Genomic DNA, 12,718 nt, shown 5'->3' with positions numbered 1-12,718 from the left:
GTTTAGAACGCTCCTTTTAACCCCACATACAGATTGCGACCGTCTTGACCGTATCCAATAATATTTTCGTATTTTTTATCAAACACATTATTGAGGTTTGCATAAAGGGTTAAGTTCGGGATAAGTTCATAATTCACCCCTAAATTCACCAAGGTATAGGACGGTAGTTTTACCGCTCGGGTGGCATAAGGGAATGAATTTTCATAGTAGTTATCCATTCTTTGGCTGACATAAGCAATATTGACATTTGACCCAAGTTTGTCAGTGATTTGATAAGCCAATCCTGCATTTGCCGTATGTTTAGGACGGCGAATTAACGCCTCACCTTTGCTGTCTTTCGTTTGCGTATAAGTGTAATTGGTGTAGGCGGTTAAATCTTTTGTGAGCTTACCATTGTAGGCAATTTCAATACCTTTTATTTTGGTTTTCCCTTCAAGATTGATAGCCTGTGTAATGGTATTTGGCCAAGTGCCGGTAGAGCGTGAAGAAATAAAATTTTCCACATTGCGGGCAAAATAGGTGACATCAAGACTGTGAGCTTTATCTGCCGTTTCTATTAACAACCCAATATCACCGCCACGGCTTTTCTCGGGTTTCAAATTCGGGTTGCCGATATATTGACCGTTATAGCCATAATATTCCGTGATGGTCGGATTTTGAACGGCACTGCCAAAACTTGCGTGGGCTTTCACATTTGGCGAGAAACGATAGGCACCGGCAAGGCGTGCAGTGAAAGCATTCTCATATTCTGAGCTATTAATATAACGTCCACTGAGGGATAAACTATGATCCTGCTCGCTGAGTAAACGATATTCCGCGGCGAGACTTTTTCCCGTGAGTTTTTTCTCATTTGTGAGGAAATAACCGGAATCATAGGTTGTTTTTTGATATTCCCCTAATAAGCTCAAACCTTGCGTGATCGCACCTTCACGATCAAAATTAATATCCAACTGATAATTGGCGTTCAGTTTTTTGGCATCATAATAGCTTGTCATTCCACGGGTATCACTGTCGGTTTTAATGTGGCTGAGACTTGCTTTGTGCTTAAATAAATCTTGTGCATTCCCCCAATAACCGCCCAATTTAAACAAGATTTCACGTATGCGGGTATAATGCCCGCTTTCATCATTCAGGCTATTATCAAAATAGGCGGTTTGAGAGGAATGGGAGGTTAAAAATTCAATACCTTTTTTATTGTCATCATAGCCCAAACGCAGGGAAGCATTATCACGATGGAATCGATCCTTTTCCTTTGCATTGCCAACCGAAATAGGCGTGCCGTCTTGCGCGGTGTAAGAAAACGGTTTATGGCTTAGTGCCGAAATACCGCTTGTGCGATGACTGTCGCCGTGTAAATCATAATAGAAACCTTGGTGATAGCCGGAAACGGTTACCGAACCGTCTCTTGTGCGATGTGAACCACCGCCAAAATCAAAATCGATATTAAATGGCTTTTCTTTATATAATCCGCTTTTCGTGGTGATATAAATCACGCCACCCATTGCGTCACTGCCCCACAATGCGGATTGTTCGCCACGTAAAACTTCAATACGTTCAATATTACTTAAACTTAGCCCGCCAAAATCAAAACCATAACCACTGACAGGATTGACTTTTACACCATCAATAATCACCGCCGTGTGATTGGCATCCGCACCACGTAAATAAACATTGCTTAATGTGCCTCGCCCACCGGAAAAACTCATCGCCACGCCCGGCACGGTTTTTAATACATCACTTACATAGGTGGCATTTCGTTGCGAAAAATCTTTTTCGGTGAGAACCGTAACCGAAGAAGCCGTTTTATCTTGATTGAGTGGTGTGGCATAAGCGGAATAAACGGTGATCGGCTCAAGCTCGGTGTTGGCATTTTCGGCAAAAACAAAAGTGGGTGAACCCATCAAAAGTGCGGTCGTAATTAGATTTTTTTTCATTGTTATGTTCCTTAGGGATTGAAAGGCAGGTATTTTGGCATAACACCATATTTCTGGCTAATTGAGATTTTTCATCAGGAATATAAATTTTCTTCATAAAAAAATACCCGTAATTTTAACCGCACTTTTCGCCTTTATCCGCCCTTTGCTTTCAAGTATAATGTCGCCATTTTTCATCATTTTACAGATTCAAGATTATGAGCAATCAATTCAACGTAAAAACATTTCAAGGTATGATTCTCGCCCTGCAAGATTATTGGGCAAAACAAGGTTGCACCATTGTTCAGCCTTTTGATATGGAAGTGGGTGCAGGCACATCACATCCAATGACCGCTTTGCGTGCCTTAGGACCGGAGCCGATGGCATTTGCCTATGTTCAACCTTCACGCCGCCCCACCGATGGACGTTATGGCGAAAACCCAAACCGTTTACAACATTACTATCAATTCCAAGTGGTGATTAAACCTTCACCGGATAACATTCAAGAACTTTATTTAGGCTCCCTTGAAATGCTCGGTTTCGATCCCACCCAAAACGATATTCGCTTTGTGGAAGACAACTGGGAAAATCCAACCCTTGGCGCGTGGGGATTAGGTTGGGAAGTATGGCTAAACGGAATGGAGGTCACCCAATTCACCTATTTCCAACAAGTAGGCGGTTTAGAATGTAAACCGGTCACAGGCGAAGTGACTTACGGTTTAGAACGCTTGGCGATGTATATTCAAGGTGTGGACAGTGTGTATGATTTAGTGTGGTCTGACGGTCCACTCGGCAAAACTACCTATGGCGATGTATTCCATCAAAACGAAGTAGAACAATCTACCTATAATTTTGAATATGCCAACACGGATTTCCTATTCTATTGTTTCGACCAATATGAAAAAGAAGCACAAGAACTATTGGTATTAGAAAAACCGCTACCCCTGCCGGCTTACGAACGCATTTTAAAAGCGGCGCACAGTTTCAATCTATTAGACGCACGCAAAGCCATTTCTGTGACCGAACGCCAACGTTATATTCTACGTATTCGCGCCTTAACAAAAGGCGTAGCAGAAGCCTATTATGCCAGCCGTGAAGCCTTAGGTTTCCCAGGTTGCAAAAAATAATGCGAAAAACGACCGCACTTTTATGATTTAAATAATGTAAGGAAAGCATAATGAGCGATTTTCAATATCCAAAAGATATTTATACCGAAGCGGAAGCCGATGTGAACACCCTCTCCAATCTTGGGCCACTTACCGCTTTAGCCGGTGTTTGGGAAGGCAAGAGAGGCTTGGATATTAACCCGAAAGCAGAAGGGGCGGTAAAAGATCCTTATATTGAACACATTGAATTACAACCTATTGACGCGCAAGCCAACGGCCCTCAACTTTTTTACGGTTTACGCTACCACACCCGTATTGTGCAGCCTAACGAAGTGGAAACGTTCCACGATCAAGTGGGCTACTGGCTGTGGGAACCGGCAACGGGTAACATTCTCTTTACTTTAAGCATTCCACGCGGACAAACATTGATGGCGGTGGGAAATGCCGCACCGGATGCGAAAAAATTTACCGTGAAAGCCGTAAGAGGTTCATTAACCAACGGAATTGTATCCAATCCATTCATTGAACAATCATTCACCACGGAAAGTTACGAAATAACCGTGACGATCAATGAAGACGGCACGTGGTCTTACGATCAAACCACCTTAATGACCATTCCGGGCTATGACAAACCTTTTGAACACCGCGACCGCAACCGCTTAACAAAAATTGCAGAACCCACACCAAATCCGACCGCACTTGCGGCTATTGCCAAATAAAGCAGTATTAGAACAACAGCTACATTTAGCGGTAGAAAGAGCAGTTTTGGATAAAATAATCGTAGGGTGTGTGAAACAACGTTTCACGCACGATTAAATATCCTGTCATTGTGCGTGAATTGTGCCAATTCACACACTCTGTGCTTACTGAAACAACGGCATTTGCCGGTAGAGAAAGCTAAGAAAAGATTCGCCGCTAGGATATAGTCTATGCTATAAATTTATTATTAACAAAAGTTATTTGAAATAGGTGATTATATGAAAGATAAAATATTAGAAGGATTTCTTGATGATTTTAGTCGGAAATATTCCTTGGAGAACTTAGATGAAGATAATAGATTTGAGCAATTTGTAAATTTTAATCTAGTTTCCAAACTATATCCTAAAGATATTAATATTGATGAGTTATCTGTGGGAGGTTCTAATGATACTGCCATTGATGGAATTGCTATTATAGTTAATGGAAGTATCATCAATGATGAGAAAGATATAGATTTTTTTATTAAAAATAATGGATTCTTAGATGTATCATTTGTTTTTATTCAAAGTAAAAACTCTCCAAAATTTAAAGGAGATGCTGTAGGTAATTTTATTTTTGGTGTCAAATCTTTTTTTGAAGATCAACCTATTATACCTGAAAATGATAAAATAAAATTACTTAGAAAGATAAAAGAGAAGATATATAAACATTCTATAGATTTTGAACATAACCCTGAAATTAAGCTATATTTTGTTAGTACTGGAGTATGGACTAGTCCAGAAACTATTGTTAGCAGAGCAAATTATGAGTTTGAAGTATTTAAAGAGAAAAACTTATTCTTAAATTCTGAACCTGAAAAGTTTATTGAATTCATAGATGCTGAGCATTTGAAAAATATATATAGAGAAATTAGTAGAAGAAGTGTGAAAGAGGTTTTGTTCAATAATCATGTTGCACTTCCTGATATGACAGAAAAAGTAAATCAATCTTTTATAGGTAGTATTTTACTAAAAAATTTTATCGAATTGATTAAAGATAGCGAAGGGAATATATCAAAAGGACTATTTTTTGATAATGTAAGAGACTATCAAGGTAAAAATAAAGTTAATAAAGAGATTGAAATCACTATACGGAATTCAGATAAACAAAATTTATTACCATTATTAAATAATGGAATTACTATTATATCAAAAAAAGTTGAAAGAACTGGTCAAAAGTTAAAACTTACAGATTTTCAGATTGTTAATGGTTGTCAATCAAGTCATATACTATTTGAAAATAGAGAATATATAAATGACACATCAAATTTAATTGTTAAAATTATTGAAACTACAGATCAAGATACAATTAATGATATTATTATCGCAACAAATAAACAAACAGAAGTTAAAGATGAAGCATTTGAATCATTAAAACCATTTCATAAAGATTTATCTGAATATTATAAAGCAAGAGGAAAATCGACTAAGTTTCCTATTTTTTATGAGAGAAGATCAAAAGAATATGTTAATGATCCTAATATAAAACCATATCAAATTATAACTTTATCATCATTAATAAAATCTTATGTTTCAATGATTGTTGAGCAGCCACAGAGCACACATAGATACTATGGTGAGCTCTTGGATAGTAATAGAGATCATATTTTTAATGCAAACCAGAAGAATATGATCCCATATTATTATTTATCATCTGTAATTCTAAATAGATTAGAGATCATGTTAAAAAATCAGAGTATTTATCCGAGATATAAGATATATAAATATCATGTATTATTCATAGCTTATAAGATAATCTCTCTAGAGAAGGATAGTAATGGTAGATCTTTAAATGTTGAGAATATAATCGACAAAATAGAAGATCTAGAATATCTGAAAAGTATTTTTGTAAAAGCGTGTAAGCTAATAACTAATACAATTACAGAAATGAATTTAAAAAATGATTACTTTATTTCTAGAAATAAAGAATTTACATCAAAGGTAAGACATAACATATCAAAAGGTATTAATCAACAATGACAACCCAAAATTTCCTCGCCGAGATCGGCACAGAAGAGCTGCCACCAAAAGCTCTTAAAACATTAGCGACTGCCTTTGCGGATAATATGCAGGCGGAACTTGAACAAGCAGGACTGGCATTTGGCAGTGTCAAATGGTATGCCGCACCGCGCCGTTTGGCGGTAAAAGTGTTTGAACTTGCCACACAACAACCAAGCAAAGAAATTGAAAAACGCGGGCCGGCGGTGTCAGCCGCCTTTGATGCGGAAGGTAAGCCAACCAAAGCCGCAGAGGGCTGGGCGCGTGGTTGTGGTATTACCGTAGATCAAGCGGAACGCCTTGTCACTGATAAAGGTGAATGGTTGGTTCATCGTGCGAAAATTGAAGGTCAGCCGACTAAAAATTTACTCACCGAGATTGTCGCAAATGCCTTGGCAAAATTACCGATTCCAAAACCAATGCGTTGGGCGGATAAAACCGTGCAATTTATTCGTCCGGTTCATACCGTCACAATGTTGTTGGGTAATGAACTTATTGAGGGTGAGATTTTAGGTGTGGCAAGTGGTCGCACTATTCGTGGTCACCGTTTCTTGGGCGAAGCCGAATTTGAAATTCAACACGCCGAGCAATATCCGCAATTATTGCGAGAAAAAGGCTCAGTGGTCGCTGATTTTAATGAGCGCAAAGCGGAAATTTTGGCAAAATCACAAGAAAAAGCGACCGCACTTGGTGGCGTGGCGGATATTGAGGAAAGCTTGCTTGAAGAAGTCACCTCGTTGGTGGAATTTCCAAATGTGCTCACAGCAAAATTTGAAGAACGTTTCCTTGCCGTGCCGGCGGAAGCCTTGGTTTATACGATGAAAAGCGACCAAAAATATTTCCCAATTTACGATAAAAACGGAAAATTATTACCGCACTTTATTTTTGTATCCAATATTAATCCTGATGATCCAAGTGCAATTATTGAAGGAAATGAAAAAGTCGTTCGTCCACGTTTAACGGACGCGGAATTTTTCTTCAAAACCGATTTAAAACAAAAATTAGTGGATCGTTTACCACGTTTGGAGACCGTATTATTCCAGCAACAACTTGGTACATTGCGTGATAAAACGGATCGTATTGAGCAACTTGCAGGTGAAATTGCAAAACAAATCGGTGCAGACGAAGCCAAAGCAAAACGTGCCGGCTTGCTTTCAAAATGCGACTTAATGACCAATATGGTGTTTGAGTTTACCGATACGCAAGGTGTAATGGGAATGCACTATGCCCGTCACGATGGTGAAGATGAAGAAGTGGCAGTAGCATTGAATGAGCAATATATGCCACGTTTTGCCGGCGATGAATTACCAAAATCATTGGTAGCAAGTGCGGTCGCCTTGGCGGATAAATTTGATACCTTAACGGGCATTTTTGGTATCGGACAAGCCCCCAAAGGTAGTGCCGACCCATTCGCCCTTCGCCGTGCCGCATTGGGGGCATTACGCATTATCGTTGAGAAAAATCTTCCGCTTGATTTAGACGATTTAGTGCAAAAATCAGCCGCACTTTTCGGCGATAAACTCACGAACAAAAATGTGGTGGCTGATGTGGTGGACTTTATGCTCGGGCGTTTCCGTGCGTGGTATCAAGATGAAGGTATTGCCGTAGATGTGATCCAAGCAGTGCTTGCCCGCCGTCCAACCCGTCCGGCAGATTTTGATGCGCGAGTGCGTGCCGTATCACATTTCCGCACCTTAGATTCGGCGGAAGCCTTAGCCGCAGCAAACAAACGTGTGGCGAATATTTTGGCAAAAGCAGACAGCGTTATTGGTGAAATTAATCTAGCCGCCTGTGTTGAACCGGCAGAAAAAACATTAGCGGAAAGCGTGCTTGCATTACAAACAGAAATTCAACCTCTGATTGCAAAAGGCGAGTACACTGCGGTGTTAGATAAATTAGCTAACTTGCGTACACCGGTGGATAATTTCTTCGATAATGTTATGGTGAACGCTGAAGATCCGGCGTTACGCCAAAACCGTTTAGCGATTTTAAATACGCTACAAGGTTTATTCTTACAAGTTGCGGATATTTCTGTTCTACAATCATAAAAGCAAGTAAGGCGTGGTTATTTTTCCAACGACCACGCCTTTATTTCTAGACTTCATTTGATTATTTCTCTATAATCGACCGCACTTTTCTTTCCCCCCTTAGCTCAGTCGGTTAGAGCAGGCGACTCATAATCGCTTGGTCGCTGGTTCAAGTCCGGCAGGGGGGACCAAACGGGCATTTCTCCTCTTGTTTCTTCTTACGTTTTCATAAACTAAACCCTTATAAATACTGACCTCAACGCCATTCTGCTTTATTTTCTCATACGTTTTCTTACGCGTTTATACGTTTACATCAAGAAATTTTAGGGGTACATTTAGGGGTACGTTTTAAATTCATCAAATTTGCGTACCCTTAAAATGTTCAAGATTCAATCAGTACAAGGCTTGAAAGCATTTTTTACCGCACGATTAAACTACATAAAAGAAAATGGCAAGAATAACTAAACCTTTGACAAATACAGAAGTGGAAAGAGCCAAGCCAAAATCTAAAGACTATAAGTTAATGGACGGGCAAGGATTATTTCTATTGATTAAATCTAAAGGTAGCAAGCTATGGCGTTTTAGATATGTAAAACCATTCTCCACAAAACAAACTGATTTAAGTCTTGGCACTTATCCTGACATTTCTTTATCACAAGCACGCAAGGTTAGGGATGAGTTTTTATCCTTGCTTGCACAAAATATCGATCCGCAACAATACCGGCAACAGCAAAACACGGAGGAGCAGGAACGCTTAATCAATACATTGTTTGCGGTGGCAGAGAAATGGCGGGATAAGAAAGCACCTGAAGTTTTGCCTAAGACAATGGAAAAGAATTGGGGGCGACTAGAAAAACATTTATTCCCTAAATTAGGGCAAATGCCAATATCTTCTATCACGCCTAAGCTACTGATTGAAGCACTAAATCCCCTCAAGGAACGGGGCATAAGCGATACATTGCAAAGGATTATTCGCTTGGTGAATGAGATTTTAAATTTTGCCGTAAATGGTGGATTAATTGAATTTAATAAATGCGTGAATGTGGCATTAAGTTTTAGTACGCCCACCACCGAAAATAACCCCACTATCCGCCCTGAAGCCTTGCCTGAATTTCTTTCTGATTTGCGGGATAGCAATAGTTCTCTGCAGGTGAAAATCTTGATTAAGTGGCAGTTATTAACAATGGTACGCCCTAAAGAAGCTGTAAGTGCGGAATGGGCGGAAATTGATTTCAATCAAAAGCTATGGGCAATTCCCGCCGAAAAAATGAAAGGCGGTAAACGAGGGCATATTGTCCCTTTATCAAGCCAAGCAATAAAACTCTTGGATAAGATGAAAAACCTCACCGGTGGCGGGCAATATGTTTTTCAAAGCGAATTAAAACCAAATCAATCAATGAACCCGCAGACAGCAAATAGGGCCATTAAATTGCTTGCCGGAAGGAAATATACCGGAAAACTTACCGCTCACGGATTAAGAGCGATTGCCAGCACTTATTTAAACGAACAGCTAATCAATTATGATGTGGTGGAGGCTTGCCTATCACACACTATCGCAGACCAAACCCGCAAAGCCTATAACCGTTCCGATTACCTAGAACAGCGAATAGAGGTTATGCAACTATGGGGCGATTATGTAGAACGTTGCTCAATGGTGGTGGATATTTAGAAAAGTGCGGTTGATATTTACTAACATTTTACTACCTCAAAAAATGCCATACATTATTGAACTGTATAAAAACTGAAACAATAAGAACCCATAAAAACTAACAAACCGACTAGGTGGGGCGTAATTAACCACGCTGAAAGATAGTAACCCTTATTGCCTTGCCGTGGGCGGATATTGGCGAGCGTGCAGGGTGGCAACTGCTTAAACAAAAAGGCGTGCGGATAACCAATAGCCAACGGCTCAAACCTTATTTGGCAGATTTTCTACAAGATACCCAAAACAAACCGATTTATCAGATAGTGAACGAAACAGGCTGGCAAGCAGATTTTAACGCATATATCTTGCCAAATGGTGAAGTATTGGGAAAACCCGAGCAGCCGATTTATTTCAACAGTAAATCATCCACCACCGCAGGTTATCAATCAAAAGGCACGTTGCAGGAATGGCAGCAGGAAATCGGGCAATATCTCAAGGGCAACCACTCAATGATGTTGGGCGTGGCTTGCGCGTTGGCTGCCCCTTTGATTGGCTTGATTGGTGCGGAAAGTTTTGGCGTGCATTTATTCGGAAAATCCAGTGCGGGGAAAACGACTATCGCCAATATTGCCAGCTCAATTTATGGTGAACCGGATATTATCCGTTTATCGTGGAACGGCACCAGCCTAGGCTTGATTAACGAAGCGGCCGCACGCAATGACGGCTTTATCCCCCTTGATGAAATCGGACAAGGGGCAAGCAAAAAGCACGTAGAACAGACCGCTTACGCGTTATTTAATGGCGTGGGAAAAATACAAGGGGCAAAAGACGGCGGCAACCGAGAGCTAAACCGCTGGCGGATTTTGGCATTCTCCACCGGAGAGCAGGATTTAGAGCTTTATTTAAAACAAGACAACATCAGAACCAATGCAGGGCAATTAGTGCGCTTGTTAAACATTCCTATCACGCAGGCGAACACGTTTTATCATTTTGGCAACGGCAAAGCCCACGCCGACCATTTAAACGCAATGGCAAAGCGTTATTACGACACAATGGGGAAATCTAATTTACCCAAAAGAGGAAATTTAAGCGGCTCAATTGGGGGGAGTGCTATTGGCTCACACCCTAATTTATGATCCGAATAATTGTTTAAAGAATAGTCGTTTTAATGGATGACTTTTGATTTTAGTAGTATGTTTAGTAGTAGGAAATCAAAGTGGGTCAATTTAGTGTTAATTAAATCAATAAGTTAATTTATCAATTCAAGTCCAGCAGGAACTCAATAAATCTTTCTACTCTCACTAATTCTTTGTCAAAACACAATTATCCTGTTTTGTAACTTCTTATATTTTTTCATCATCATATATCTTCCTTCTTACTTTATTTCTATAAATAACAATCAAAATCAAGTAGAATACTGCGATTTTTTTGTTTTACTTTTTTATTAGGAGTTTCTATGGCTGCAGAAGGAGCAGGCGATTTAATTCGGGTTGTTGCATTGTTAGGTGCGGCGGTAGTGGCAGTACCAATATTTAAACGAATCGGTTTAGGTTCGGTTTTGGGGTATTTAGCCGCCGGACTTGCCATTGGGCCTTATGGTTTGCATCTTATTTCAGATCCCCACGCAATTATTCACCTTGCCGAGTTTGGCGTGGTAATGTTCCTTTTTGTAATTGGGCTTGAAATGAAGCCTTCTCATTTATGGAGTTTGCGCCGCCAAATTTTTGGTTTAGGCAGTATGCAAGTGGTGATTTCAGCCATTATATTAACCTGTGTTTCTGTGCAATTTGGCGTATCTTGGGAAGTCGCCTTTGTGTCTTCCGCAGGTTTTGTTCTGACATCCACCGCAATCGTAATGCAGGTTTTAGGCGAACGCAAAGAACTTTCCACAAAGCGCGGTCAAAAAATCGTCTCAATTTTATTATTTGAAGATCTACTGATTGTACCATTGCTTGCGATTGTTACCTTCCTTTCCCCCTTAGAAGAAACCGAAGCTACAATGCCTTGGTGGCAATCTGCCGGTATTGCGATGTTAGCATTGGCGGCGTTGGTATTTATTGGTCGCTTTATTTTAAACCCGATATTCCGAATTTTAGCCAATTCCAAGGCACGTGAAGTGATGACTGCCGCCGCACTTTTCGTTGTATTAGGGGCGGCATTGCTAATGGAAGAAGCGGGGCTTTCTATGGCGATGGGGGCATTTGTGGCAGGCGTAATGCTTTCTGAATCAGCATTTCGTCATCAGTTGGAAGCCGATATTGAACCTTTCCGTGGATTATTGTTAGGGCTATTTTTCCTTGGTGTGGGAATGGCGCTAGATCTCAAAGTGGTGGCGCAAAACTGGCAAATTATTTTGCTTGGCGTGATTGCATTAATGTTGACGAAAGGTGTTTGTATTTATCTTGTGGCACGTCTTGCCAAAAGTACGCATAAAACCGCTTTAGAACGTGCATTACTTATGGCACAAGGTGGTGAATTCGCTTTCGTATTATTTGCCGCAGCCTTATCTAAAGGGGTAATTGATGAAACGATTAATGCGAATATGACCGCAATCGTTGTGCTTTCAATGGTGCTAACCCCGATTATCCTCGTGATTTACGAAAAATACGGTGCGAAAGAACAGGCTGAGGAAATACAGGCAGATGAAATTGATGAACAACATCCTATTTTGATTATTGGAATGGGGCGTTTTGGACAAATTGTAAACGATTTACTCCGTTTAAGCGGCTATGCGACCACCGTCGTGGATCTCGATCCGGTGATGATTAAAGGCTTCAATGAATATGGGATTAAAACCTATTTTGGTGATGCTTCCCGCCCTGAATTTTTAATTGCGGCAGGGTTAGAAAAAGCAGAATTTCTTGTTGTTGCCATTGACAATAAAGAGCAGGCTTCAGCCATCGTGCATTTTGCCCGTGAAGCCAACCCGAATATTAAAATTATTGCACGTTCTTACGATCGTTTTCATACCTTTGATTTATATAAAGCGGGTGCTGATGAAATTATTCGGGAAACGTTTGATTCTGCGGTGCGCACCGGTAAGCAAACCCTTATTCATCTTGGAATGGAGCCTGAAGTGGCAAAAGAAATTGCAGAATATTACTTTAATGCCGATCGCCACGAAGTGGAGTTAATGTCACAGGTTTATGATCCGCAAATCGGATTATTTAAAAATCCGCTCTTACTGGATATTGCACGAGAATGTGATCAAAAAATGGCGGCAGATATTCAAGAAATTTTGTTACGGACAAAAGATAGGGTAGAACAAGAGCAAGAAAACGTATAAACATTT

At 40.2% G+C, this 12,718-nt stretch carries 7 protein-coding genes, 1 tRNA gene and 1 pseudogene; 8 read left to right on the top strand and 1 reads right to left on the bottom strand.

Going from position 1 to position 12,718, the window contains the following annotated elements; translation table 11 throughout:
* Window positions 1–2: 2 nt before the first annotated feature.
* Complete coding sequence (locus tag BKL49_RS03355; RefSeq protein WP_077423214.1) at window positions 3–1,934, bottom strand: TonB-dependent receptor plug domain-containing protein; 1,932 nt, start codon at window positions 1,932–1,934, stop codon at window positions 3–5.
* A 197-nt stretch (window positions 1,935–2,131) separates the two neighbouring features.
* On the opposite strand from BKL49_RS03355, the gene glyQ reads away from it, so the two are divergent.
* The 8 genes and pseudogenes from glyQ (at window position 2,132) to BKL49_RS03315 (ending at window position 12,712) form a co-directional block, all read left to right on the top strand.
* Window positions 2,132–3,040, top strand: a complete 909-nt coding sequence (glyQ, locus tag BKL49_RS03350) for a glycine--tRNA ligase subunit alpha (protein WP_077423213.1) — start codon at window positions 2,132–2,134, stop codon at window positions 3,038–3,040.
* Between the two features lie 50 nt (window positions 3,041–3,090).
* Window positions 3,091–3,738, top strand: coding sequence for an FABP family protein (locus tag BKL49_RS03345; RefSeq protein ID WP_077423212.1), 648 nt, complete (start codon window positions 3,091–3,093; stop codon window positions 3,736–3,738).
* A 258-nt stretch (window positions 3,739–3,996) separates the two neighbouring features.
* Entirely contained in the window at window positions 3,997–5,736 is a 1,740-nt protein-coding gene (locus tag BKL49_RS03340; protein WP_077423211.1) for an AIPR family protein, read from the top strand.
* Window positions 5,733–7,802 carry a glycine--tRNA ligase subunit beta gene (gene glyS, locus BKL49_RS03335; protein ID WP_077423210.1) on the top strand — a complete coding sequence of 690 codons (2,070 nt, stop codon included), beginning with the start codon at window positions 5,733–5,735 and terminating at the stop codon, window positions 7,800–7,802. The genes BKL49_RS03340 and glyS overlap by 4 nt, the downstream gene beginning before the upstream one ends.
* A gap of 93 nt (window positions 7,803–7,895) precedes the next feature.
* Window positions 7,896–7,972, top strand: a tRNA-Ile gene (locus BKL49_RS03330).
* Between the two features lie 257 nt (window positions 7,973–8,229).
* Entirely contained in the window at window positions 8,230–9,450 is a 1,221-nt protein-coding gene (locus tag BKL49_RS03325; protein ID WP_077423209.1) for an integrase arm-type DNA-binding domain-containing protein, read from the top strand.
* A 149-nt stretch (window positions 9,451–9,599) separates the two neighbouring features.
* A pseudogene (locus tag BKL49_RS03320) lies at window positions 9,600–10,490 on the top strand (DUF927 domain-containing protein); the annotation flags it as partial.
* Window positions 10,491–10,882: 392 nt separating this feature from the next.
* Window positions 10,883–12,712, top strand: coding sequence for a monovalent cation:proton antiporter-2 (CPA2) family protein (locus BKL49_RS03315; RefSeq protein WP_077423208.1), 1,830 nt, complete (start codon window positions 10,883–10,885; stop codon window positions 12,710–12,712).
* Window positions 12,713–12,718: the final 6 nt, after the last annotated feature.

This window comes from Rodentibacter myodis (genome assembly GCF_001999305.1).
In the GTDB taxonomy this organism is placed as follows: Bacteria; Pseudomonadota; Gammaproteobacteria; order Enterobacterales; family Pasteurellaceae; genus Rodentibacter; species Rodentibacter myodis.
Note: the sequence above shows the minus strand (reverse complement) of the source record. Positions and strands in the feature narration are given on the sequence as shown.

Coding starts and splice junctions, on each gene's coding strand:
- BKL49_RS03355 (WP_077423214.1), bottom strand. CDS start 1,934: ATGAAAAAAAATCTAATTACGACCGCACTTTTGATGGGTTCACCCACT.
- glyQ (WP_077423213.1), top strand. CDS start 2,132: ATGAGCAATCAATTCAACGTAAAAACATTTCAAGGTATGATTCTCGCC.
- BKL49_RS03345 (WP_077423212.1), top strand. CDS start 3,091: ATGAGCGATTTTCAATATCCAAAAGATATTTATACCGAAGCGGAAGCC.
- BKL49_RS03340 (WP_077423211.1), top strand. CDS start 3,997: ATGAAAGATAAAATATTAGAAGGATTTCTTGATGATTTTAGTCGGAAA.
- glyS (WP_077423210.1), top strand. CDS start 5,733: ATGACAACCCAAAATTTCCTCGCCGAGATCGGCACAGAAGAGCTGCCA.
- BKL49_RS03325 (WP_077423209.1), top strand. CDS start 8,230: ATGGCAAGAATAACTAAACCTTTGACAAATACAGAAGTGGAAAGAGCC.
- BKL49_RS03315 (WP_077423208.1), top strand. CDS start 10,883: ATGGCTGCAGAAGGAGCAGGCGATTTAATTCGGGTTGTTGCATTGTTA.